The 22,683-nt window shown below is 68.4% G+C and carries 31 protein-coding genes; 19 read left to right on the plus strand and 12 right to left on the minus strand.

The window, feature by feature from the left end; all coding sequences use genetic code 11:
• Positions 1 to 367: hypothetical protein (locus P2P98_RS16150; protein WP_275801238.1), on the minus strand; the 367-nt coding region annotated here is incomplete at its 3' end.
• A gap of 23 nt (positions 368 to 390) precedes the next feature.
• Between P2P98_RS16150 and P2P98_RS16155 the strand changes: the two genes are divergently transcribed.
• Together P2P98_RS16155 and P2P98_RS16160 are read left to right on the plus strand one after the other, a co-directional pair.
• Positions 391 to 1,071 (plus strand): epoxide hydrolase, encoded by a 681-nt coding sequence (locus P2P98_RS16155; protein WP_275801240.1) that lies wholly within the window; start codon positions 391 to 393, stop codon positions 1,069 to 1,071.
• Complete coding sequence (locus P2P98_RS16160; protein ID WP_275801241.1) at positions 1,068 to 1,355, plus strand: hypothetical protein; 288 nt, start codon at positions 1,068 to 1,070, stop codon at positions 1,353 to 1,355. Before P2P98_RS16155 ends, P2P98_RS16160 begins: the two co-directional genes overlap by 4 nt.
• Before the next feature lie 97 nt (positions 1,356 to 1,452).
• Here P2P98_RS16160 and P2P98_RS16165 read toward each other — a convergent pair whose 3' ends face one another.
• From P2P98_RS16165 to P2P98_RS16185, 5 genes are all read right to left on the minus strand, one after another.
• The gene (locus tag P2P98_RS16165) at positions 1,453 to 1,821 is read right to left on the minus strand and encodes a hypothetical protein (RefSeq protein ID WP_275801243.1); all 369 of its coding nucleotides are present in this window, start codon (positions 1,819 to 1,821) and stop codon (positions 1,453 to 1,455) included.
• 87 nt (positions 1,822 to 1,908) lie between these two features.
• A complete protein-coding gene (locus P2P98_RS16170) occupies positions 1,909 to 2,457 on the minus strand; it encodes a hypothetical protein (protein WP_275801245.1) in 549 nt (182 codons plus the stop codon).
• Positions 2,458 to 2,533: 76 nt separating this feature from the next.
• On the minus strand, positions 2,534 to 2,956 hold the full coding sequence (locus tag P2P98_RS16175; RefSeq protein ID WP_275801247.1) for a Rid family hydrolase: 423 nt from the start codon (positions 2,954 to 2,956) through the stop codon (positions 2,534 to 2,536).
• A gap of 23 nt (positions 2,957 to 2,979) precedes the next feature.
• The gene (locus tag P2P98_RS16180) at positions 2,980 to 3,432 is read right to left on the minus strand and encodes a GNAT family N-acetyltransferase (RefSeq protein ID WP_275801249.1); all 453 of its coding nucleotides are present in this window, start codon (positions 3,430 to 3,432) and stop codon (positions 2,980 to 2,982) included.
• Positions 3,433 to 3,618: 186 nt separating this feature from the next.
• Complete coding sequence (locus tag P2P98_RS16185) at positions 3,619 to 4,065, minus strand: hypothetical protein (RefSeq protein ID WP_275801251.1); 447 nt, start codon at positions 4,063 to 4,065, stop codon at positions 3,619 to 3,621.
• A 137-nt stretch (positions 4,066 to 4,202) separates the two neighbouring features.
• Between P2P98_RS16185 and P2P98_RS16190 the strand changes: the two genes are divergently transcribed.
• The 3 genes from P2P98_RS16190 (at position 4,203) to P2P98_RS16200 (ending at position 5,672) form a co-directional block, all read left to right on the plus strand.
• On the plus strand, positions 4,203 to 4,706 hold the full coding sequence (locus tag P2P98_RS16190) for a helix-turn-helix domain-containing protein (RefSeq protein WP_275801252.1): 504 nt from the start codon (positions 4,203 to 4,205) through the stop codon (positions 4,704 to 4,706).
• A 3-nt stretch (positions 4,707 to 4,709) separates the two neighbouring features.
• Complete coding sequence (locus tag P2P98_RS16195) at positions 4,710 to 5,318, plus strand: PIN domain-containing protein (protein ID WP_275801254.1); 609 nt, start codon at positions 4,710 to 4,712, stop codon at positions 5,316 to 5,318.
• Positions 5,319 to 5,414: 96 nt separating this feature from the next.
• The gene (locus P2P98_RS16200) at positions 5,415 to 5,672 is read left to right on the plus strand and encodes a nuclease (protein WP_275801255.1); all 258 of its coding nucleotides are present in this window, start codon (positions 5,415 to 5,417) and stop codon (positions 5,670 to 5,672) included.
• 7 nt (positions 5,673 to 5,679) lie between these two features.
• Here the strand turns inward: P2P98_RS16200 and P2P98_RS16205 are convergent, their stop codons facing one another.
• The gene (locus P2P98_RS16205; RefSeq protein WP_275801256.1) at positions 5,680 to 6,081 is read right to left on the minus strand and encodes an aldehyde dehydrogenase; all 402 of its coding nucleotides are present in this window, start codon (positions 6,079 to 6,081) and stop codon (positions 5,680 to 5,682) included.
• Positions 6,082 to 6,381: 300 nt separating this feature from the next.
• On the opposite strand from P2P98_RS16205, the gene P2P98_RS16210 reads away from it, so the two are divergent.
• Both P2P98_RS16210 and P2P98_RS16215 read left to right on the plus strand, forming a co-directional pair.
• Positions 6,382 to 6,705 carry a hypothetical protein gene (locus P2P98_RS16210; protein WP_275801258.1) on the plus strand — a complete coding sequence of 108 codons (324 nt, stop codon included), beginning with the start codon at positions 6,382 to 6,384 and terminating at the stop codon, positions 6,703 to 6,705.
• Positions 6,706 to 6,743: 38 nt separating this feature from the next.
• Complete coding sequence (locus P2P98_RS16215; protein WP_275801260.1) at positions 6,744 to 7,010, plus strand: LysE family transporter; 267 nt, start codon at positions 6,744 to 6,746, stop codon at positions 7,008 to 7,010.
• Between the two features lie 71 nt (positions 7,011 to 7,081).
• Here the strand turns inward: P2P98_RS16215 and P2P98_RS16220 are convergent, their stop codons facing one another.
• Together P2P98_RS16220 and P2P98_RS16225 are read right to left on the minus strand one after the other, a co-directional pair.
• Entirely contained in the window at positions 7,082 to 7,291 is a 210-nt protein-coding gene (locus tag P2P98_RS16220; RefSeq protein ID WP_275801262.1) for a DUF1653 domain-containing protein, read from the minus strand.
• Positions 7,292 to 7,368: 77 nt separating this feature from the next.
• Entirely contained in the window at positions 7,369 to 7,821 is a 453-nt protein-coding gene (locus P2P98_RS16225) for a hypothetical protein (RefSeq protein WP_275801264.1), read from the minus strand.
• Between the two features lie 29 nt (positions 7,822 to 7,850).
• Between P2P98_RS16225 and P2P98_RS16230 the strand changes: the two genes are divergently transcribed.
• Together P2P98_RS16230 and P2P98_RS16235 are read left to right on the plus strand one after the other, a co-directional pair.
• Positions 7,851 to 8,054, plus strand: a complete 204-nt coding sequence (locus P2P98_RS16230; RefSeq protein ID WP_275801266.1) for a hypothetical protein — start codon at positions 7,851 to 7,853, stop codon at positions 8,052 to 8,054.
• Between the two features lie 47 nt (positions 8,055 to 8,101).
• Positions 8,102 to 9,079, plus strand: coding sequence for a LacI family DNA-binding transcriptional regulator (locus P2P98_RS16235; protein WP_275801269.1), 978 nt, complete (start codon positions 8,102 to 8,104; stop codon positions 9,077 to 9,079).
• Positions 9,080 to 9,124: 45 nt separating this feature from the next.
• Here P2P98_RS16235 and P2P98_RS16240 read toward each other — a convergent pair whose 3' ends face one another.
• Complete coding sequence (locus P2P98_RS16240; protein ID WP_275801271.1) at positions 9,125 to 11,188, minus strand: sucrose-specific PTS transporter subunit IIBC; 2,064 nt, start codon at positions 11,186 to 11,188, stop codon at positions 9,125 to 9,127.
• Positions 11,189 to 11,255: 67 nt separating this feature from the next.
• Positions 11,256 to 12,725, minus strand: a complete 1,470-nt coding sequence (locus P2P98_RS16245; RefSeq protein WP_275801273.1) for a GH32 C-terminal domain-containing protein — start codon at positions 12,723 to 12,725, stop codon at positions 11,256 to 11,258.
• A gap of 99 nt (positions 12,726 to 12,824) precedes the next feature.
• Between P2P98_RS16245 and P2P98_RS16250 the strand changes: the two genes are divergently transcribed.
• Together P2P98_RS16250 and P2P98_RS16255 are read left to right on the plus strand one after the other, a co-directional pair.
• The gene (locus tag P2P98_RS16250) at positions 12,825 to 13,307 is read left to right on the plus strand and encodes a nucleoside deaminase (RefSeq protein WP_275801275.1); all 483 of its coding nucleotides are present in this window, start codon (positions 12,825 to 12,827) and stop codon (positions 13,305 to 13,307) included.
• A gap of 85 nt (positions 13,308 to 13,392) precedes the next feature.
• Positions 13,393 to 13,983, plus strand: a complete 591-nt coding sequence (locus tag P2P98_RS16255; RefSeq protein WP_275801277.1) for a DUF305 domain-containing protein — start codon at positions 13,393 to 13,395, stop codon at positions 13,981 to 13,983.
• 224 nt (positions 13,984 to 14,207) lie between these two features.
• On the opposite strand, the gene P2P98_RS16260 is transcribed toward P2P98_RS16255, so the two are convergent.
• Complete coding sequence (locus P2P98_RS16260; protein ID WP_275801279.1) at positions 14,208 to 14,708, minus strand: small multidrug efflux protein; 501 nt, start codon at positions 14,706 to 14,708, stop codon at positions 14,208 to 14,210.
• Between the two features lie 152 nt (positions 14,709 to 14,860).
• Here P2P98_RS16260 and P2P98_RS16265 point away from each other — a divergent pair, with 152 nt between their 5' ends.
• From P2P98_RS16265 to sucD, 8 genes are all read left to right on the plus strand, one after another.
• A complete protein-coding gene (locus P2P98_RS16265) occupies positions 14,861 to 16,027 on the plus strand; it encodes a histidine kinase (protein ID WP_275801281.1) in 1,167 nt (388 codons plus the stop codon).
• Entirely contained in the window at positions 16,024 to 16,626 is a 603-nt protein-coding gene (locus P2P98_RS16270) for a response regulator transcription factor (RefSeq protein WP_275801283.1), read from the plus strand. The genes P2P98_RS16265 and P2P98_RS16270 overlap by 4 nt, the downstream gene beginning before the upstream one ends.
• Before the next feature lie 141 nt (positions 16,627 to 16,767).
• Positions 16,768 to 17,244 (plus strand): hypothetical protein, encoded by a 477-nt coding sequence (locus P2P98_RS16275; RefSeq protein ID WP_275801285.1) that lies wholly within the window; start codon positions 16,768 to 16,770, stop codon positions 17,242 to 17,244.
• A 235-nt stretch (positions 17,245 to 17,479) separates the two neighbouring features.
• Positions 17,480 to 18,244, plus strand: a complete 765-nt coding sequence (locus P2P98_RS16280) for an ABC transporter ATP-binding protein (protein WP_275801287.1) — start codon at positions 17,480 to 17,482, stop codon at positions 18,242 to 18,244.
• A complete protein-coding gene (locus P2P98_RS16285; RefSeq protein ID WP_275801289.1) occupies positions 18,220 to 19,776 on the plus strand; it encodes a hypothetical protein in 1,557 nt (518 codons plus the stop codon). The genes P2P98_RS16280 and P2P98_RS16285 overlap by 25 nt, the downstream gene beginning before the upstream one ends.
• 71 nt (positions 19,777 to 19,847) lie before the next feature.
• Positions 19,848 to 20,075, plus strand: coding sequence for a hypothetical protein (locus tag P2P98_RS16290; protein ID WP_275801291.1), 228 nt, complete (start codon positions 19,848 to 19,850; stop codon positions 20,073 to 20,075).
• Positions 20,076 to 20,248: 173 nt separating this feature from the next.
• Positions 20,249 to 21,412 (plus strand): ADP-forming succinate--CoA ligase subunit beta, encoded by a 1,164-nt coding sequence (sucC, locus tag P2P98_RS16295; RefSeq protein WP_275801293.1) that lies wholly within the window; start codon positions 20,249 to 20,251, stop codon positions 21,410 to 21,412.
• Positions 21,413 to 21,429: 17 nt separating this feature from the next.
• A complete protein-coding gene (sucD, locus tag P2P98_RS16300) occupies positions 21,430 to 22,332 on the plus strand; it encodes a succinate--CoA ligase subunit alpha (RefSeq protein ID WP_275801294.1) in 903 nt (300 codons plus the stop codon).
• The last annotated feature ends 351 nt before the right edge of the window (positions 22,333 to 22,683 follow it).

Here is a 22,683-nt window from a genome sequence, read left to right on the forward strand (position 1 = left end):
GTTTGACCTCGCCGCCCTTGCCATACGGGCGCGGCCAGGGGGCCATCTGGAGCAAGCCACTCTCAGCTTGCTCGGCCGCCTGCTGAAGATAGTTGGTGTATCCGTACCCGTTTCCGGTTCGAGTCGTGAGATAGGAGTAGGCCTGCTCCCAGACGCTTTGCACGTTGGACAGCATCGACGGATGGAAGAACGCTGCTCGCGTCGAGGCAACCACGTCGAAGCCGCGCACGTAGTCGAGCTGCATTCGTATCCGCTCGACCTGTGGGAGCTCGTCAGGCTGGTGTTCATCGAGGACGATCTTGAGCTGATCCTCCACGTTGTTGAGCACACCCCAGAGCGGATGGTTGTCGAAGTCCGAGCGCAACATGAAGCCTCCCGGTCACATGGTATTTGGCGCATGCGACATGGCATGACTTCAGCTCGCGGTTAGGCCTCCGTGACGAACGCCTCGACTGGCGGGCATTCGAGCGCCGCCTGAACGAGATCGGCCAGTTCCGCACGGTCATCGACGGGCTCGGCATCCACTTCCTCCACCGCCGTTCGCCGCGGACGGATGCCACCCCGCTCGTCCTGACCCACGGCTGGCCGGGGAGCGTCGCCGAGTTCGTCGACGTCTTCGACGAGCTCGCCGAGCCTCAGGATGCCAAGACCCCGGCGTTCCACGTCGTCGTGCCGTCGCTCCCGGGATTCGGCTACTCCGACAAGCCCGCCGACGAGGGGTGGGATATCGAGCGCATTGCGGCTGCGTGGGTCCAGCTCATGAGCAGGCTCGGGTACGACCGCTTCCTTGCCCACGGGGGCGACTGGGGTGGGCCGGTCACCATCGCGCTCGGTGGTCGGTTTCCGGCGAAGGTCATCGGCATCCACACGACAACACCGATCGCGCCGCCCGGGCTGAGCCTCGACGTGCTCGACGCCACCGAACGGCAATGGGTCGAGCACACCCGCGCCTTCGAGAGGAACCGTCTCGCTTATGCGAGGGTCATGGCGACCGCGCCGCAGACGATCGGGTACTCCCTGCTCGACTTGCCTTCGAGACCATCTCGCGCGACCGCTTCCTCGACAACGTGACCCTGTACTGGCTCACCGCGACCGGCGCTTCAGCGGCGCGGATCTCCCTCGAGAGTCACCAGTCGCTCGACCCCGACTTGCGGGTGACGGTGCCTGCGGCCCTCACGACCTACGCGCACGACATCGAGAAGCATCCGCGGCCCTGGGCGGAGGAACGGTTCCGCTACATCGTGCGATGGCGGGCGCCGGAGGCAGGTGGCCACTTTCCCGCGCTCGAGATGCCGGGGGAGTTCGTGCGCGATCTGCGGGAGGGGTTGGCGGCTGTGCTGGCGGCGTCGAGGTGAGGCAGCATTGGCGTGATCACGCCGGATCCGGGTCAGGCATCCCAATCTCGATCACGAGTTGTCGGCGCGGCATGCTGGCGGCGAGCCTCGCCGTACGTCACTGCGCCCACCGCTCCCGCTCCGGCACGGGATCCCACGACCACGCGTTTTCGGCCCCCGCCTCGACCGGCTTGTACATGGGTTGGCCCCGGATGCACAGCCCGTAAGACCAGGTGGTCCCGCATACCTCGCACCTGGCGAACAGTACGATCGTGAACTTCAGATCCGACCTGGCCAACGGCATCATGTCGCGGAGGGGGACGTCGGCGCGCAGAACGCTCATCCGCCCGTCGTCCAGCCGCTCGGCGAGGCGGTCTTCGGTCGGCTCGATATCGATGACGCGCCTGCCGTAGAAGTCTCGATAGACCGCGACGGAGGTGCAGACGTCGCAGCGGGGGAGCGCCGTCTGCGGCTCACGCTGGGTCATCAGCCCATTTTGCCGGTTCTTCGGGGATGGATGATCGCCTATCCCGTGCTCCACCGGCGCTGCCTGCGGGCGGGCACTCCGCCCCCGTCACGAGGGCACGCGCGTCCCGACGCCGTCTGAAACCTGGCGAAAACGCCGCGCCGTGAGCACGAGCACCCCGAGACCGCCGGTGATCCCCACCCAGACGATGAGGAGCCCGGTGGCTATCGGCGCGGTCAACGGCAGGACGGAGAAGACGCGTTCCGCGTCGATGGAGCCGGAGTTTGGGACCCAGGTCGCTCCAGCGGTGAGGAGGAGGTAGGCGATGGCCGTTGACGTGAGCCAGGCGCCTCGCATCCGTCGGCCGCGATGCAGCACCGTCATGGTCCCGCCCACAAGGCCGGCGACGACGGCGATACTCACCGCTGCGAGCACCACCCATGGCATCGACGAAGCCACGAAGCCACCCATCACGTCGCGGCAGAAGAATGCCCTGTTGCCGCCCCAGCTGGTGCCCGAATGATGACATTCTGCGCCGATAAAGACGGTGTAGAAAAGGACGGTTGCGCCACCCGCCACCAGCGCGCCCAGGCTGAGGACGAGCCAGCCCCAGCCGAAGCCCGAGCGCGGCCATCGCCACTTTCCGCCGTCCCCCACGTTGTCAGTGTGGCATTCCCGGACGGGAATGACCGAGTGCGTTCCGGATAATGAGACCTCGACGGGTGCGGTCCCGTCAGTCGCGCGGAGCGGGGTCGACCACCGCAGCCGCCGCTTCGATCTCGACGAGCTGGCCGTCGTACCCGAGCACGGTGACGCCGAGGAGCGTGCTCGGAACGTCGTGCTCACCGAAGGCGTCCCGGACGACCTCCCATGCCGTCACCAGGTCGGCTTGGCGCGTCGAGGCGACGAGGACTCGCGTGCTGATGACATCCGTGATCTCCGCGCCGGCTTCGCGGAGCGCGATCGACATGTTCTCGACACACTTCGCCGCCTGGGCGGCGTAGTCGCCGACGCCTGCGGTCGTGCCGTCGAGGTTCAGTGGGCAGGAACCGGCGAGGAAGATCAGCCGCGCGTCGGCGGGAGCGGTGGCGGCGTAGGCGTACTCCGCGCTGTCGGAGAGCGCGCTCGAACGGATGAGCGTGACGGCGGTGGGCATCTTCTGACCTTTCGGGGGTGGGTTCAGATGTTGCGCGCCATGAGCACGATGGCGGCGTCGAGAGTCTCGGGGTCGGCGACGAATCCGACCGATTCGTACAGTCGGCGGGCTGGGGCATTGGATGCCAAGACCCCCAACTGCACGCGCGAAACGCCCTGTGCGCGTGCGTAGTCCAAGGTGAGAAGAAGAAGGCGGCGTCCCCACCCCTGGCCGCGGACGCTCGGAGCGACGATCAGACGGCCGACGCGCAGAGCATCCTCGAGCGGAGTGAACTGCAGGTGGCCGACGGGTTCGCCCTCGCTCGTGTCCAGCATCCACGCGGTCGCGCCGGGCCGTTTGTGCAGATCATCGAGGTCGCTCGGCAGGAAAGGCCAGTTCACCCACGGGCCGGCGAACGCGAAGAGGGCCTCGGCGTTGGGAACCCAGCTCGCGACAACGGGGAGGTCTGCGTTCGTCCGGGGGCGTAACGATGGCACACGCTCACAGTAATCAGCGTCCAGACGCCGCCGCTGCTCTGTCCGCGTCGGCCGAGTGGCGTCGACTTCACGCCGGGTTCTTCGGACTCCGCGCGGTCCACATGCATCGTCCGAATGTCAAAAACACCGGAAGATGGGAACGAGAGTCGCGCTAGACACCGCTGCGTACAGAACGAGTCTCATTGATCACGTTCCGTCTGTCGACGGCTCCTCGGCGGCGATGGGGCGCCCGCGCACTGCCGTCGAGATGATCAGAGCGCCGCTGGTGACGGACGCGGCGATCAGCGCCGACCCGATCAAGATGGCGGCGAGGAGCGACTGCCGAAGGCGCGCGCTCTCGCAGATCGACGCGTCGTACACCACTCCTTCGCACGCCCCGGGCGGAACCGTGCTCCCGAAGAGAGGGATTCCGACGACGATGGTGATCGCACACGCGGCGAACGCGACCAGAGCAGGAATCACACGCATGAGGACCTCACGTTGAGCTTGTACGAGAGCGTCCTCGGGCAAGGCGCTGCAGACGAACGTATCGATCCGGCGACCCTCGTCCACGAACGTGTTGCGCGGGTGAATTCGTGGGCGCTCGAGGGTCTGGATGACGACGCCGAGCGGTTCCGCGCTTCGCAATTTCACCGTGATCATCGCCGCCCTGCGCGGAGGGGCGAGCACGCGGGCCGTGGCTGCGCGAAGGGTGCGTTCGCCGTCCACGGCATGGAACGGGCGCGATGGGCGTATTGAACGAATTGGGCGATTTGCGCGATAATGGATTCATGTCTGAGCATGCGCGTTCGTCCCGTCACGCACAGGTCGTCGAGCCACCGCATGACCTCGACGAGATGATGAGGCTGGCCAACTTCTTGGAGCAGCATTCTGCTCCGGCCGTGCTGGTCGGCCCGGACGGAGAGCAGGTTCCTCTCCCGCTTCCTGCGTACGAAGCGCTCAAGCGTGTTGTCGCTGCGATGGAACGGGGTGCGTCTGTCAGCCTGGAGCCGATCGATCGCCAGCTCACGACCCAGCAGGCGGCGACGCTCCTTGGGATCAGTCGCAACACACTGGTGCGGCTCTTGGACGAACACGAGCTTCCGTTCGAGCGGCTCGGCGAGTCCCGGCATCGCAGGCTGAGGCTTCACGACGTTCTCGCGTATCGCGACCGTAAGCGAGAGGAACGGCGGAGCCGTCTAGACGAGATGACCCGTCAGGCGAACGACGACGGCCTCTATGAAGCCAGTGCGGCGGCCTACGCAGAGGCACTGCGGCGCGCACGAAGGCAGTGACCAGTGACTCGTTTCACGGCATTCCTTGATGCGTGCGTTCTCGTGCCCATCGCTCCTTGCGACACTCTTCTGCGTATGGCTGATTGCGGAGCCTTTCGGCCGCTCTGGTCGGAGGCGGTTGAGGAGGAGGCTCTGCGAGCTCTGTGCGAGATCCATCCGGACATCGATCCCAGCCGGTTCTACAGCCGGTTTCGGAGCATGAACGAGGCGTTCGAAGACGCGCGCGTATCGGGATGGGAGCCGCTCGTCGAGGGGCTCGAACTGCCCGACCCGAATGACCGCCATGTTCTCGCGGCCGCGATCCGTGGGAGGGCAGATGTCATCGTGACGGAGAACGTGCGCGACTTTCCCACGACGGCGCTCGCGCCGCTCGGAATGGAAGCCGTGCGGCTCGACGATTTCCTGCTGTCGCAGTTCGATCTCAGCGTGACCGTGACCGTGCAGCTCATCGAAGATCAGGCGCGCGCGATGGGCAGACCCCGGTCACGAAAGACGAACTGCTGGAACGGCTGGCGCGCGGCGGGGCACCTCGATTCGCCGATGCGGTCTCGGCCGTGTTGGCTTCCTCGAGAGCTTCGACGGGGGACATCGAAGAACCCGGTCTGTAGCTGAACCTGAGGTGTTACGTCCCACTACGTCCCAGATCGCCCGCCCCCACGGCATCCCGTAGCTTCATCTCACCGAAACCCCTCGAAGGCAGGTGAAGCCATGTCCCGCACGATCTCGTCGACAGTCCACCCGATCCAGCGCTGCATGGCAGCCTCGAACCCCTCCGCGTGGTGGGACGGTCTCGTGGTCGACGCCGATGGCGCGACGATCACCGTCGCCCTGCTGAAGGGCGCGACGGTGGAACTGCGGGTCGTGGGACCTGCGGTCGACATCGCGGTGGGGGAGCCGGTGGCCTACCACCCGGTCGCGGAACTCCTCAACGCGGCGACGGTCATCACGACCGCTCGCGTCGCCTGAACCGGAACTACGCGCTCATCGAGGCCATCATGGCCTCGCACTTCATGACCATGTCGTCGCAGGCCATGGCGCAGTAGTGGCACATCTCGTCCATGTCGGCGTGGGCGCGGCACTCGGCGGCGCAGGCCTTGCCCATGGTCATGCAGGCGGTCATCATGGCGTTCATCACGTCCATGTTCATGCCAGCCGGACGCATCATCATGTGCATCGTCGCCTGCGCCATCTCGACCATGTTCGAGCACATGGCGCAGCACATCGCCATCTCGGGGCCGTGCATCATGTCGCTGCCGGCGCACATCGCCGCGGCCATCGCGCACGCGTTCAGGGACTGCATGCATTCCTGCAAGGCATCCATGTCCATGGTCATCTCGCCCATGTCCATCGACTTCATCATGGCCATCGTGTCCATTGCTTCTCCCGAGTGCTCGTTGTGACGGAGGGACCGGATGCCGCGGACGACCCGGCTTACTCGAATGCTACGCCGAGGGCGTCGGGGCTCGACAGGGCTCTGGGGATGTTGATCAGTTGCTCACGGCGGCCGAGAGGGAGCGGGCGTCAGCGCATCCAACCCTCGCCGCGCCATGAGTCGGCCGAGTCGGTGCTCGGCGCGGCGGCCTGGTGGGTGCGGGGTGAAGTTTCTCGAGTAATGGCATGCCTACGTGCTTCTGGGTGTGCAATGGTGCGCACGGAACCCGAAAGGACGAACCCAATGACGTCAGTCAGCGCAAGACGCAACCCCGACCCAATGACGATCGCGGTCGCGACCATTGCGGCCGCCACCGCAGTCCTTGTGCTTGCTGCCACGACCGCCGCGTTCTTCTTTGCGGCTGAGTCTGCGCGCTACGCAGCGGGCGATGTCGTGATGCCTGTCGACCTCTTGGGCCTTCCTCTCTTCGAAGGCTTCCGGAACGCTGGTCGACTCGGAGTGCATGCGGAATGGGGCGTCCCGGTCATGGCTCTGATGTTCGTGGCTGCGGTGGCCACATTGACGGTCTTGCGCCGCCGGGAACGGCATCGCCGTCTGAGCAGGTGAAGCCGTCCGGCGTGGAGGTGAAGCGGTGCTGCACGCGAATGTCTCAGAAGGTGGATCCGATCTTCTTCTTCGCCTTCCTCCCGCAGTTCGTTCCTGCGGGCGAAGCCAACGGCACCTGGCACATGGTCTCGCTCAGCCTCGTGTTCATGGCGCTGACGTTCGTCGTGTTCGCGCTCTACGGCGTCTTCGCCGCGACGATGCGCAACCAGGTCATCACGCACCCGAAGGTCATGGCGTGGCTTCGCCGCACGTTCGCGGCGACGTATGTTCTGCTCGCCGGACGGCTCGCTTTCGAAGCTCGCTGATCTCTCGACAGAGGTCGCACGACCCCGCGTACATACCGAGTTCCGCGCCCGCCCCATCGGCAAGTCGAGAGCTACACGATGCGGCGGAACCTCGGCCCCGAGTACCCATCCCGCTCGACGGCGCCCGTGAACATCTCCACCGGACGCACCCAGTACGAGTAATCGTCGTAGAGCTTGCGGTACGAGACGAAGACCTCCTCGGTCTCGGAATGCCGCGCGGTGCCGAACACCTCGTAGCGCTGACCCTTGAAGTGCTCGTAGATGCCGGGTTCGATGGTCATAGGACGTCCTTTCGTGGGAGCCGCGCGGGGCATGCGTCGACGCGCTGGCGTGGGTGCAACGGCATCCGCGTTCCCACTCACCCGGCGGTCGGGCGGAGGCTCGCGTCGAGTCCGGCGATCGTGGTGTCGACGACGAAGTCGTAGTACGCCCACCGCGTCTGCACGGCCGTCTGCCCGCCCTCGGCGAAGGGGCCGATGATCTCCCGCCCGAGATCGTGGGCGTGAGGGGATGCCGTCGGCATCCTGCGGAACTCCTCCATCATGGTCGCGTGGTCGCGGGGACCGTCGCCCTCGTGCTGCAGGCGATCGTCGTTGAGCGAGACGGTGAGCATGGCGTTGTTGAAGAGGGCGGCGTAGGCGAAACTGGTGCGCGCTCCGAAGCCGCTCTCGCGCAGAACGGCGATGCCCGCCTCGAGGATGGGGAGGGCGGCGGTCACGGTCGGCCCGTGCATCAGCATCCATTTCGCCGTGCCCGGGTACGTAGCCACGAGGCGTCCTGCGGTGTGCAGCAGCGTGCGGAACCAGAACATCGAGGTCATCCTCGCTGCGAGAAGCGCCTATGACGACGCGCGACGCGCGTGAATCGGCGCGTCGCAGCGGCATCCACCGGCCTCGAAGCTCCGTCGCCGTCGCGCGGTCCCGCCGTCAGCGGTTGCGCAGCGTCATGGCCAGGGTGGCCGCGGTGATCACCGCGATGCCGTGGAACACGACACCCACGGCGAAGAAGGTCTTCGCCGAACGGGGGCTGCTCCCGGCCGTTTAGGCTGAGAACCGGTCCGTGCGACGGGCTGATCCGTCCGGGGAGGGTATGTGTCGCGTCCGACCCTTGCCGATGTGGCGGCCCGCGCCGGTGTCTCGGTGACCACGGTGTCGCGGGTGTTGAACGACCGCGGCTACCTCAGCGACAGAGTCCGCGCCGATGTCCACCGGGCCATCGCCGAACTCGGGTACCGGCCGAACGAGGTGGCCCGCTCTCTCCTCGGCCGGGGGACGCGGGTCGTGGGGCTGATCGTTCCGACGGTCGCCGACCCCTTCTTCGGCGAGTTCGCCGCCGCGGTCGAGGCGAACCTCGCCGATCGGGGGTATCGGACCCTCCTCTGTGACAGTCTGCGCAGCGTCGAGCGCGAAACGGCGTCGCTCGAACTGCTCCTCGCGCACCAGGTCGCCGGGGTCATCACCTCCACCCACAATGACGACGTCGGCTTGTACCGCACGGCCGGGCTTCCGATCGTCGCTCTCGATCGGCGACTGGGTCCCGGCATCCCGGATGTCCGAAGCGACAACCGTGCGGGTGCCTCTCTCGCGACTCACCTGCTGGTGGATGCCGGCTACCGGCGCATTCTCTTCGTCACACCTCGCGACGACCTCGGCTCGGCGCGCCGGTCGGGCTACCGCGAGGTCGTGGGCGCGCACGGACTGACGGAGTCGTTGCTGGCGTACGGCTTCGGGTCGAGCCTCGACGAGAGGCGAGCTCTCATCGAGAGCGCCCTCGACGAGGGCGGCTACGACGCCGCGTTCTGCACCGACGATGTCAGCGCCCTGATGGCCGTGGAATGGGCGCGCACGCGGGGCGTGCGGGTTCCCGACGACTTCGGAGTGGTCGGGTACGACGGATCGGCGGCCGTTCGACATCTCGCTCCGACCCTGACCACGGTGCTGCAACCCGTGGACCGGCTGGCGGAGGAGTCCGTCGAACTGCTCATGCGGCGCATCGAGTCGCCCGACGGCGATGTCCCGGCCGAGACGGTGCTGCCGGTGACGCTCCGCCGCGGCGAGACCGTGCGGTAGCCGCGGCGCGACCGGCACGGGTCGGGTCGCGGCTACTGCGTCGGATCAGGCGTGCGGAGCGACGGGGCTGCGGTGCACGTGGAAGATCGGGTCTCCGGGGGCGACGTCCGCCGCCTCGACGGAGTCGACGACCTCGAAGCTGTCGGAGTTGGTGATGACGATCGGCGTCGTGATCTCGTACCCGGCGGCTCGGACGGCCGCCCAGTCGACCCGTGCCAGCGGGGTGCCCACCTCGACGCGCTCGCCCGCGGCGACCAGGGCAGTGAAGTGCTCGCCCTTCAGGTTGACGGTGTCGATGCCGATGTGCACCAGCACCTCGATCCCGTCGTCGGTCGTGATGCCGTAGGCGTGGCCGGTCGGGAACACCGCGGTCAGCACGCCGGCGACCGGGGCGCTGACGTCGCCCTCGCTCGGCACCACGGCCACGCCGCCGCCGAGCACGCCGCCCGAGAACATCGGGTCGGGCACCTCGGAGAGCGGGATCAGCCGGCCTCGCGCGGGCGAGACGATGTCGACGCGTGCATCGGGCAGATCGGATGCCACAGACCCGGTGGTGGCGGTGTCGACATCGGTGTCGACACCGGTGTCGGGTGAGTCGACGGCCGCCGACGCGTCGAGCGGTGCCACGCCCTCGGTCGGGTCGAGCGAGCGCCCACGGGCGACGCGCCAGCGGCCGTAGCCAAGGGTGGCACCGAACGACAGCACGAAGCTGATCAGCGCGCACAGGAGGAAGAGCGGGATCGACGAGGGCTGGATCGAAACGAAACCGATGAGACCCGCAGCACCCAGGGAGATCGCCTTCACACCGAGAGCGCTGATGAAGCCGCCGGCGACGGCCGCGGCACCCATGCCGATGAAGAAGGGGAACTGCAAGCGCAGGTTGACGCCGAAGATCGCGGGCTCGGTGATCCCGAGGAGGGCCGAGAGGCTCGAGGCACCCGCCATCGCCCGGAGCTTGGAGCCGCGGCGAACCAAGAGGAAGACGGCGAGGCACGCCGCGCCCTGCGCGATGTTGGCCATCGAGGCGATCGCGAAGATGAACGAGCCGCCCTGCGCGATGAGGCTGAGCTCGACCGCGGGGAAGCTCTGGTGGAGCCCTGTGACGACGATGGGGGAGTAGGCGAGTCCGAACAGCGCACCGCCGACGAAGCCGAAGCTGTCGTACACCCAGGACAGGCCGAAAGTGATGGCGTCGCTGACCCAGCGCATCGCGGGACCCACCACGACGAAGGTCGCCATGCCGGTCACGAGCAGCGCGATCATCGGCGTGAAGAGGAAGTCGAACGTCCCCTTGAGCACGCGGCGCAGGAGCTTCTCGCACAGCGAGAGCAGGTACACGACCGCGAGGACGGGGATGACGGTGCCCTGGTACCCGGCCTGTGCGACGTCGAAGCCGAGGATGTTCCAGTAGGTCATGGTTCCGTCGGCGATCGCCTGCGCGACGGAGTAACCGTTCACCAGCGATGGGGTGACCATCGCAGCCCCCAGGGCCGCGGACAGATAGGGGTTCGCGCCGAACCGCTGACCCGCGGAGAAGGCCACGAGCACCGGAAGGAACGCGAAGGCGGCCGATGCCAGGAGGTTGATGAGCGCGGCGGGGTCGGCCAGCCACGGCAGCGTCGTGGTCACCGCATCGGGGCCGAACAAGCCCGGCGCCGTCAGCACGTTGTTGAGCGCCATCAGGAGACCGCCGGCGATCAGCGCCGGGAGGACCGGCACGAAGATGTCGGACAGCATCTTGATGAACCGCACGACGACGTTGCCGCTCTGACCGGCGACCTGTTTGACCTCGTCCTTGGACGCGGCCCGTACGCCCGAAAGCGCCACGAGCTCTTCGTAGACCTTGTCCACGTCGCCCGGGCCGATGATGATCTGGAACTGCCCGCCGGCCTCGAACGTGCCCTTCACGTCGGGATCGGCATCCAGCGCCGCCTGATCGATCTTGGTCTTGTCGACCGTGACGATCCGCAGTCGGGTCGCGCAGTGCGCGGCCACCTGGATGTTCTCGGGTCCACCGAGCGCGGTGAGAACGGAGCGGGCGACGAGGTCGTGCTGCATCGGGAAGTCCTGAAGGTCGACGGCGGTGAAGGGAAGGACCGATTGACACACTCTGTCAAACGTTTGACATAGTAGGGTGCTGACCCGGCTCCGCCCAAATGAGCGACGTATGTGACGCTCAGTGCGCGGAGAACGCCGACGACTCGCCCTCGACGAGGGTCACCCCGCCGCCGACGGCCTTCAACGTCACGGCGACCGGCCCCGGCGCGAAGAAAGCCCGCGCGGTGAATGCCACCGTGCCGTCGACGATCACCTCGACGACCGACCGGTCGATCAGCAGGTCGATGGTGCGGACAGCGCCCGCCGGGGCGGGGAGGGCGACCTCGCGTCGAGCCCCGCCGTCGACGTAGCGCGTGGCCGAGCGATCGACGGTCAGGGCGTCGGCGTCGAGATCGACGGTGAGGGGGGCAGCGTCCGGTCCGATCCGCAGACGGGCCTGCGCACCGTCCGCGATGCGCACGCGGAGGGTGAGCCAGCTCGTCCGCGCATCGCCGGGCACGGGGAGGGCGAGGCTCTCGTCCGCTTCGAGGGCGGCTGAGTCCAGCGGGATCGTGACGCCGAAGTCCGCGCGGTCGACGGCGGGTGCCTGGTGAAGCACGCCGCCGCGCAGCGTGAGGCGTCTCGGTGCCGACAGCGTGTGCACCCAGTCGTGGGCTCGCGAGGGCTGATCGTCCTCGGCAGGCATGCCCGCCCACGACAGCAGCAGGGCATCGCGGGTGGTGTCGCGCCCCGCGAAGACCTGCGGCGCGTAGAACTCGAAGCCGGCGTCGAGCAGCCGGAATCCGGTCGTGTCGCGAAGGTGGGTTCCCTCGAGACGGCCCACGACGTACCCGCAGACGTCCGCGACGCCGAACGGATTGATCGCGGGGTCGGTCGCGCCCTGGGGGCAGATCACGAGCACGTCGTGTTCGATCCCCGTCTCTTCGTCGGTCAGCCGGAAGATGTTCGGGCATTCCCACATGTACCCCGCGGATGCCGCGTCGAGCCCGTCCACCGCGAGCTCGCCGTCGAAGCGCCACGGGCCGGCCGCCGATTCGGCGCTGTACAGCAGCACGGCACCGGTCTCGTCGGTTCGTTGGACGCCGATGCACATCCGCAGACGCCCGCCGTCGCACGCGTAGACCATCGGGTCGCGGAAGTGCGCCGTGTACCCCGGGGGGCGGGCGGCGTCGGGCACGACCGGGCCGTCGACGTTCTTCGTGAACGTGACGAAGTCGTCGGTGTGCACGTGCACCTGGTGGGCTTCGCGGGTGCCGTCGGGGTGCTTGACGTTGCCGGTGTACAGGAAGTCGGCACCGGTGTCGGCGGGAATCGCTGACCCCGAGTAGCAGCCGTCGCGGTCGTAGTCGGCATCCGGTTCGAAGGCCATGCCGTGGTGGGTCCACCGGATCAGGTCGCTCGAGGAGGCATGTCCCCACCCGATGCCGGCACGATCGGGAAACGACGGTCCCCACTGGTAGAACGCGTGTGCCACACCATCCACCACGATGAGCCCATTGGGGTCGTTGATCCGCCCGTACGGGGCGGAGAGATGGAAGGAGGGGGCATCGGGGTCGGTCAGGGTTCGCGCGCGGCGCTCGAGATCCATGACTGTCAACCCTAGAGGCCAGACGGCGCGCGCTTTCCCGCGGTGCGCGCGAGGTGGGGGAGAGCCCTCACGGTGACCTCATCGTGCATCATCGTCTGCATGGATGACACGCTCGACGCCACCGACCGCGCTCACCTCCGTCGCGCCATCGAGCTGTCGCAGCTCGCCCGCGATCACGGCAACCATCCCTTCGGCGCGCTGCTCGTGACCGGCGACGGCCGCGTCATCGAAGCCGAGAACACCGTGCTCACCGACCGTGACGTCACCGGCCACGCGGAGACGAACCTCGTGCGCCGCGTGTGGAAGGAGGTGGATGCCGCTGAGCTGCCGGCATCCACTCTCTTCACCTCGTGCGAACCCTGCGCGATGTGCTGTGGTGCGATCTTCTGGGCGGGGATCGGCCGCGTGATCTACGCGCTCTCGGGGACGGGGCTCATCGCGCTCGCCGGACCCGAGGACGACGGTGCGGCCCTCGATCTGCCCTCGCGCGACGTCTTCGCGCACGGCGGACGGGACACCGTCGTGTCCGGGCCGCACCTGCAGGAAGAGGCTGCGGAGCCGCACCGCGACTTCTGGGGCTGACCTGATCGCCACGGTGGGCAGTGCTTCGCGCGCCTCAGTACCCTGAGGCCGACACCGCTTCATCAGCCACCAGGAGGACGCCCCGATGAGAATCCGTTCCGCGTCGATGGCCGGCGCCACGCTCGCTCTGCTGCTCGCGATCGCCGGATGCGCCGGCACGGGGAGCTCGATGTCGGGCATGGACCACGGCGATCACAGCGCACCGCCCGCGTCGAGCGATCGGAACGACGCTGATGTCATGTTCGCGAGCATGATGATTCCTCATCACGCGCAGGCCGTGCAAATGTCGGACACTCTGCTCGCGAAGGACGGCATCGACGAACGCGTGACGGCGCTGGCGGAGGACATCAAGGCCGCCCAGCAGCCCGAGATCGACAAGATGAAGGGGTGGCTGGAGGGCTGGGGAGTCGATGCCTCGAACGCGGGATCGATGCATCATGGCGACGGCATGACGAACGCGGACGACATCACGGCTCTGGAGAAGGCGTCGGGTGATGAGGCCGAGCGATTGTTCCTGTCTCAGATGATCCAGCACCACCGCGGCGCCGTCGACATGGCGCAAGAGGAGATCGAGGCGGGGTCGAACACCGCGGCCGTCTCGCTCGCGAGGAGCATCGTCGAGACCCAGATGACGGAGATCGCCACGATGGAGCAGTTGCAGGCGAAGCTGAGCTGACCCGGGTGCGGTCTCGAGGTGCTGACCGGGTGCGGCCCCACCGACGCCGCCGTGCCCGTTCGCTCGGGACGCCTCCGTTCGCTCGGGACGCCTCCGTTCGGCGAGGACGCACCCGTTCGGCGAGGACGCCCCCGTTCGGGGCCCATCCGGTGCGTCCTCGACAAACGGGTGCGTCCTCGCGGGGATACGACCGCGACCTGGGTCCGCGGCCCGCCCTCCCGGGCTCACGCCACCGCGCGGATGACGCCGGTGATGATCAGCGTGATCACCGTCGTCCACAGGGCGATCGCCGCGGCCTGCCACGCGAGCACACGCATCGGCGGGACCCCGGTCGAGGTGAGGGCCGCGGCCGTGAACTGCGTGGGCAGCAGCAGGGGGCCGAGCAGGCTCACGCCGGGCGTTCCATAGCGGTGGTACGCCCGCTCGAACTTCTCGCGGCGCGCGGTGACGGGCTTCTCGGCGCCGCCCCGCCGCGTGGTCACGGCGGTGCGCACACGCGAGGTCGCGAGCACGACGATGGCGACGCAGATCAGGTTGCCGACGGCTCCGGCGAGAGCGGCGACGATCGGCGGGATGCCGCCGATGATGCCGATCGCGGCAGCCCCCTCGCCCTCGATGAAGGGCACGGCGCCTGCCAGCGCGACGACGAGGGGCTGGACGAGGTCGGGAACCTCGGCGACGAGGTTCTGGAAACCGAGGACGAGGTCGGAGACGGGGTTCGACATGGCTGCTCCTGGGGGATGAGACCGCGGCGTGTTCCGCGGTGATTCCATCCCAGCGAGAGCGGCCCTCCGGCGGCAGTGTCACGGTGTCACAGTGAATCGGGAGGATGTTGCGCCCCACCCATGACGAATGTCACGGCCGTACAGTGGCCGGGGTGAGCACTTCCCCCGCCGCCGCCTACGCCCGCGACGTCCGCGTGACGTGGTGGTACACGGTCGTCTCGATCATGATGCTGCACGTCTTCGGCCTGGTGATCTGGGCACTCGTCCTCGTCCTGAACGAGCCGGTGTGGATCACGGTGCTGTACCTGGTCGGGGCGGGCGGGTCGGTGGCATCCGCGATCCTGCTGCTTCTTCACTACCGGCGCGAGCCGCTCGACGACGGCGATCCCAGCGCCCGGCGCCCGGTGTGGCCCTGGGTGCTGGCCGGAGTGGTGTCGGCTGCGCTCGCCGGAGCGGCGGCGGGCTCCCTGCTGCTCGGTGCCGTGCTCGTCGCCCAGGCCCTGTGCCTCGTGCGGTGGCGCGCGGGTATCCGCCTTCGTCTCGTCGTGCTGCTGACCGTCGTGATCATCGCCGCCTGGGTGATCGAGGCCACTCGCCTCAACCCGGGCGGGTACGTCGCCCAGATCCTCGGGATGGGCATCTTCATCGCGATGCTGCCGCCGTTGACCGCGACCTCGCTGTGGTGGTGGGACATCGTGCGTGAGCTCGATCGCGCCCGTCGTGCGGAGGGTCGTCTCGCCGCCGCGCAGGAACGCCTGCGCCTCGCGAGCGATCTCCACGACCTGCAGGGACACCACCTCCAGGTGATCGCGCTGCAGCTCGAGCTCGCCGAGAAGATGATGGGACGCGATCCCGAGGCGGCTGTGGAGCAGGTGCGGGCAGCCCGCGCGAGCGTCGACGACGCGCGGCGCGGGACCCGCGACCTCGCGGCCCGCTTCCGCGGGGTACCCCTTCCCGACGAGCTCGCCAACGCCGCCGATCTGCTCCGCGCGGCGGGTCTCACCGTCGAGCTTCTCGTCGACACCGAGGCCGGCCGCGCCCCCGCTGACGTGCTGGGGCCGGTGATCCGCGAGTCGACGACGAACGTGCTCAAGCACGGTGGTGGGGTCTCGGCATCCCTCTCCCTCGCTCGACACCAGGGGTCGTGGGTGCTGATCGTCGAGAACGACGCGCGCGCCGCAGCGTCTCCGGTCGGAGACGGCGCGGGGCTGTCGGGAATCGCCGAGCGCGTCCGGAGCGTCGGCGGAACAGTGGATGCCGCCCACGCGGGCGACCTTTTCCGCATCACCGTTCGCGTGCCCGAGGAGGTGCCGGCATGATCCGCGTGCTCATCGCCGATGACGAGGACATGATCCGCACGGCGCTCGCCGCGCTGCTGCGGCTCGAGCCCGATCTCGAGGTCGTGGGGGAGTGCCGTGACGGCGAGAGCGCGATCGCCGAGGCCGAGCGGCTGCGCCCCGACGTGTGCCTGCTCGACCTCGAGATGCCGGGCCTCGACGGCGTCGACACGGCCGCGCGGATCCTGCGGCGTGTGCCGTCGCGGTGCGTGATCGTCACGCGTCACGCGCGTCCCGGCGTGCTGCGGCGCGCGCTCGGGGCGGGGGTCGACGGCTTCCTGCCGAAATCACGGCCCGCGGATGACGTGGCCGCGGTCATCCGCGAGGTCGCCGCCGGGCGGCGCTACGTCGACCCCGAGATCGCCGCCGACGCGCTGAGCGACGAGCGCAGCCCCCTCACGGACCGCGAGCTCGACGTGCTGCGGGCGGGCGCCCGAGGGGAGACGGTGGCCGAGATCGCGTCGGCGCTGCACCTGTCGGCCGGGACCGTGCGGAACCACGTCTCGTCGGTGCTCGGAAAGCTGGGGCTGGCGAGCCGCCAGCAGGCGACGATCCACGCGCGGGAGCGAGGGTGGATCTGAGCCTCGGCGGAAGCGCTCCACAGCAGGACCCTCGGCGGTCGCCGCCGGTGTGAGTCACGTGGCGGCTCGAGCCGTGAGGAACTCGGAGGTGAAGCATGGCTGCCACGGCCGTGCGGATCGGGACTCTGAGACGGATATGGCGTGAGCGAGGAACCATACGCCCTCTATCATGCGGACATGTCGACTACTCTGCCGCGCGCCGCCTTGGGCTGGCGGTACCGCGTCGCTGCGTGGCTCGTGATCGGGCAGGCAGTGGTGATGGAGATCGGCGCGTTGCTCGCGCTCCCCGTCCTCGTCTTGCTGGGCGTCGGCCAGGCCGACGTCGGCGAGCGCTTCCACTTCGCGCTGCCCTACTTTCAGGACAATCTCTCCCTGCTGATGGTCATGAGCGGAATCTTCGGCGTTCTGCGACTCCTCGGGGGCATAGGCGTGTTGTGCGATCGACTCTGGGGTCTCGCGTTGACCGTCGTGATGTGCGTGGTGACTCTCGTGCTCATGATTTTCTTGCTGCCGGCCGGCATTGCAGACGGGCTGCTCTCGGGCGGGGCGCTCGTGCTCATCGCGTTCGCGTGGTTCGGGCGGCGCTCCATCTCCGCGCGGCGGATTGCCGAGCACTGAACGACGACGACTGCCGTGATTCGGCGTGCCGTCCGTCGAAGGAGGGGCGCGATCGCCTGGTGCGGGGTGAAGACAGGTTCGGGCGAGTGACGAGTCGCCGGCGGTGGCTTCTTCGCACGTAGGCCACCTCGTGCCCAGTGTTGTTGTGTTCGGAGAACAGCAACGACGGCGAAATGCGGAAGAAGTTCGGCGGAACGTCACAATCGCACCGCATTCTTCCCCTATTCTCAGCGATATGACAGGGGCTATTCAGGTTGCGGGTGTGGTGAAGAAGTTCGGCGACGTGACCAGCGTCGACGGTCTGAACCTCACCATTCCGCAGGGTTCGTTCTACGGCATCGCCGGGCCGAACGGTGCAGGCAAGACCACGTCGATCCGGATGATCACCGGTCTCCTCGAGCCGGATGCCGGCACGATCGAGGTCGCGGGAGTCTCGGTATGGCCCAACCCCCGGCATGCGAAGGCCCTTCTCGGATATGTCGCCGACAATCCGCCGCTGTTCGGACGCCTCACCGCACGCGAAATGCTCGACTATGCGGGAATGCTGCGCGGAATGGCATCCGCGGACATTCGCAGCCGCGGAGACGATCTGCTTCGCGTGCTCGACCTGGAAGCCGATGCCGGGCGTCCCATCGCCGACTTCTCGCTCGGCATGACCAAACGCGTCGGCCTCGCCGTGGCGATGCTGCACAGCCCCCGCGTGCTGATCCTCGACGAGCCGTTCGGGGCGCTGGACCCCGTCAACACCCAGGTCATGGAGCAGATGCTGCAGCGCTTCCGCCAGGGCGGCGGCACCGTGGTCTTCTCGAGCCACGTTCTCGACGTGGTCCAGAAGCTGTGCGACCGCGTGGCCATCATCGCCAAGGGCACCCTCGTCGCCGAGGGCACCGTGGCCGAACTCGCGCCCAACGGTTCGTTGGAAGAGGCGTTCGTCGACATCGTCGGCGGCCGCGACCTCGCGGAGGGGGATCTCGCATGGCTCTCGTCCTCGCCCGCCTGAGGCTCGCGATCCAGATCGGGGGCGCGCGCGCCTCCGCTCTCGGCATCGCCACCTTCGCGCTCGGCTGGGCGCTCGGCATCGTCGTGGGGCTGTGCGGCGGAGCGCTCGTGGCGACGCTCGACTCCGGTCTCGAGGCGTTCGGCGACCTTCTCGTGCTCCTGCTGTTCGTGGCGCTGTTCGTCGGGTGGGCCGTGCTCCCCATCACCACGCCGCTGCCGATCGCGAACATCATCGACCCCACGGTCCTCGAGCAATACCCGCTCAGCCGGACGCAGCAGGTGAGCGGCCTGCTCCTCGGCGGATTGTTCTCGCCCACGGCGGCTGCGACGTTCCTCACCGCGATCGGCGGCGTCGCGCAGGTCCACGTCGATCTGGCCAGCCGGCTCGCGGCGGTTGCGGCGGGGCTGCTGTTCACCGTGATGTGCGCGGCGACGTCGTACGCCGTGCGCGCCCTGTTCGCGGAGGCGCTGACTGCGCGACGCGGACGCGATCTGGCCGTCGTCCTCTCGAGCCTCGTGGTGGTCTCGATCTACGTTCTGCCGCACGTGTTCGCTCCGATCCTCGGGGCGGCTGAGAACGCGGGGGCGATTCTCGTCACGGTCTTGACCTGGACGCCTCCCGGGGCGGCAGCGGCCGTCGGCTACGTCCTCGATGCGGGCGACCTGCCCGGGGCGCTCGCGCGGTTCGGGATCGTGGTCGTGACGATCGTGCTCGCGCTTCTGCTCTGGGGCGTCGCGCTGCGTCGGCACGTCAAGGGCCACACGGCTCGCGCTGTGGCATCCCCCCACCACCGTTCGGCGCGCGAGCTGCCGCTCGTGCCGCCGGTGCTGCGCCCGTTCTCGGCCGGTGCGGCCCTCGGGGCGGCGAGCCAGCAGTTGCGCTACTACTTCTTCCGGGCGCCGCGTGCCGCACAGTTCCTCATTGTCGGCCCCGTCGTCGGCGTGATGTTCGCTGTGGCGCAGGTGCATACGACGGGGCTCCCGTTCGCCGCGGCCATCGGAACCGTGGCGATGGCGTCGGGCGTGCTGCTGAACCTCTTCGCCTGGGATGGGCGGGGGATCGAACTGACCGTACAGACCGGTGCGTCGCTCGCCGCCGTGCTGCGGGGCAAGATGCTGGCCGTATCGCTGTTCCTCGTTCCCGCGGTGGCCGCGGTCACCATCGGTCTCGGGATCGCGAGCGGGACAGCCGACCAGATTCCGACCGCGCTCATCTCCGCGCTCGCCGCTCTGGCCCTGTCTTTCGCCGTCGGCGCGGTCTCGAGCTCGCGGAACGCGTACGACCAGGAGGCTCCGCAGGGGGACCGCAGCACGCTGGTGGTGCGCGCGCTCGGCGCGTCGGGTGCCGCCATCGGCCTCGTTCTCGCGGCCGGATGGCTGAGCTCTTTTGTCCAGGCGTTCCTCCCGGTGGACCTGGTGCTCCTCGCCGCGCTGGTGCTGGCCGTGGTCGGTGCCGTCGTGGCGATCAGGGTCAGCGGGGACTACCTCGATCGGCATCCCGATCGGCTCCTCGCCGCTTTCTCCCCGCGCTGACCTCGCTCGCCTGACCCCACATGTCGACCCGCACCCGCGCGGACCGACGACACCTCACCGAAGGAGAACCCGTGTCCACCCCCGCAGCAACCCCCAGCAAGGGCCGCATCTGGCTCAACAGCTTCGTCATGGCCCTCGCCTCCAGCCTCGGCTACCTCGTCTTCGCGCTGCTCGGTCAGCACCAGACACTTGTCATCGTCATCGCGATGTCGGCCATCGTGGTCCTGATGACCCCGGTCTTCTACTGGCTCAACGTGCGTCGCATCCGCCTCGGGGCTGCGCCGCGCCGCGACTCCTGAGCCTGATCCGGAGCGAACAGAGGGGGTCCCGGCATCCGGGACCCCCTCCGTTCGGACGGGCTGGGGTCGGGGGCGGCGGACCTGTCTAGTAGGCTTATCGATTGGCGCAGATCTCTTGATATCGAGAGACTTTTGCCTCCTCCCACCACCGATCGCCCAGCGAAGGATTGTCCGTGGATCTCTACGAGTACCAGGCACGTGATCTTTTTGAGAAGTACGAGGTGCCGGTGCTCGCCGGCATCATCGCCGACACCCCTGAGGAGGCGAAGGCGGCCGCGGAGAAGCTCGGTGGCGTCGTCGTCGTCAAGGCTCAGGTCAAGACCGGAGGCCGCGGCAAGGCCGGCGGCGTGAAGGTCGCCAAGAACCCCGACGAGGCCTTCGAGGCGGCGCAGGCCATCCTCGGCCTCGACATCAAGGGCCACGTCGTCAAGCGCGTCATGGTCGCGGCCGGCGCTCGCATCGCCAAGGAGTTCTACTTCTCGGTGCTGCTCGACCGCTCGAACCGCTCGTACCTCTCGCTCTCGAGCGTCGAGGGCGGCATGGAGATCGAGGAGCTCGCCGTCGAGCGTCCCGAAGCCCTCGCGCGCATCGAGGTCGACCCCATCGAGGGCATCACGCCCGAGAAGGCCCTCGAGATCGCTCGCGCCGCCAAGTTCGACGACGAGCTGGCGCCCAAGGTCGCTGACGTCTTCGTCAAGCTCTTCAACGTCTACAAGGGCGAGGACGCCACGCTCGTCGAGGTGAACCCCCTCATCCAGAGCGAGGACGGCGACATCATCGCCCTCGACGGCAAGGTCTCGCTCGATGAGAACGCCGGCTTCCGCCACCCCGACCACGAGGCGCTCGAAGACAAGGACGCCGCCGACCCGCTCGAGGCGAAGGCCAAGCAGCACGACCTCAACTACGTCAAGCTCGACGGCCAGGTCGGCATCATCGGCAACGGCGCGGGGCTCGTTATGTCGACCCTCGACGTCGTCGCGTACGCCGGCGAGAAGCACGGCGGCGTCAAGCCCGCCAACTTCCTCGACATCGGTGGCGGCGCCTCGGCGACCGTCATGGCCGCCGGCCTCGACGTCATCCTCGGCGACGAGCAGGTCAAGAGCGTCTTCGTCAACGTCTTCGGTGGCATCACCTCGTGCGTCGCCGTGGCCGAGGGCATCGTGAAGGCCCTCGAGATCCTGGGCGACACCGCGACCAAGCCGCTCGTCGTCCGCCTCGACGGCAACCAGGTCGAGGAGGGTCGCGAGATCCTCGCCGCCGCCAACCACCCGCTCGTCACCCTCGCCGCCGGTATGGACGAGGGCGCCGACAAGGCCGCCGAACTGGCCAACGCGTAAGGGATAGGGACAGAGAAATGTCGATCTACCTCAACAAGGACTCCAAGGTCATCGTCCAGGGCATCACCGGCGGCGAGGGCACCAAGCACACCGCCCTCATGCTCAAGGCCGGCACCCAGGTCGTCGGTGGCGTCAACGCCCGCAAGGCCGGCACCACGGTCACCCACAAGGACGCCTCGGGCAACGACGTCGAGCTCCCCGTCTTCGCGTCGGTCGAAGAGGCCATGCGCGAGACCGGCGCCGACGTGTCGATCGCGTTCGTCCCCCCGGCCTTCACGAAGGACGCGATGGTCGAGGCCATCGACGCCGAGATCCCCCTCCTCGTCGTGATCACCGAGGGCGTGCCCGTCGGCGACACCGCCGAGGCGTGGGCGTACGCGAAGTCGAAGGGCGAGAAGACCCGCATCATCGGCCCGAACTGCCCCGGCATCATCACGCCCGGCGAGGCGCTCGTGGGCATCACCCCCGCGAACATCACCGGCAAGGGCCCGATCGGCCTCGTGTCGAAGTCGGGCACCCTGACCTACCAGATGATGTTCGAGCTGCGCGACCTCGGCTTCTCGACCGCCATCGGCATCGGCGGCGACCCGGTCATCGGCACGACGCACATCGACGCCCTCGCGGCGTTCGAGGCCGACCCCGAGACCAAGGCCATCGTCATGATCGGTGAGATCGGCGGAGACGCCGAAGAGCGCGCCGCCGCCTACATCGCCGAGAACGTGACCAAGCCCGTCGTCGGCTACGTCGCCGGCTTCACCGCCCCCGAGGGCAAGACCATGGGCCACGCCGGCGCCATCGTCTCCGGCTCGGCCGGTACCGCCCAGGCGAAGAAGGAGGCCCTCGAGGCCGCCGGCGTCAAGGTCGGCAAGACGCCGTCCGAGACCGCCGCCCTGATGCGCGAGATCATCGAGAGCCTGTAAGCGCTTCTCTTTCAGGGCCCGGATGCCATGGCATCCGGGCCCTTTGCGTTGCGGGTGAGGCTTGGTTCAGTGTCCAAGACGCGCGGATGGTGCCGCAGCGCATCCGCGCGTCCTGGACACCGAGTCTGCGGCGGCGACACCGGCGGCGGTTCCGGCGTCGAGTGTCCAAGACACGCGGTGCCGGTCGGGACGCATGCGGCGTGTCTCGGACGCTCGCCGGGGACATCCCCCGCGGGCGCGGACGGGCGGGACGGCGCGGGACGGCGCGCTCGCGAGCGCACACGATCGGGTCGAGCGCACGCGGTGGGGTCACCCGGTGCGTACGCGCTCGACTGGATCGTATGCGTTCGG

The sequence above is a fragment of the Microbacterium sp. Kw_RZR3 genome, assembly GCF_029222405.1.
GTDB lineage: Bacteria > Actinomycetota > Actinomycetes > Actinomycetales > Microbacteriaceae > Microbacterium.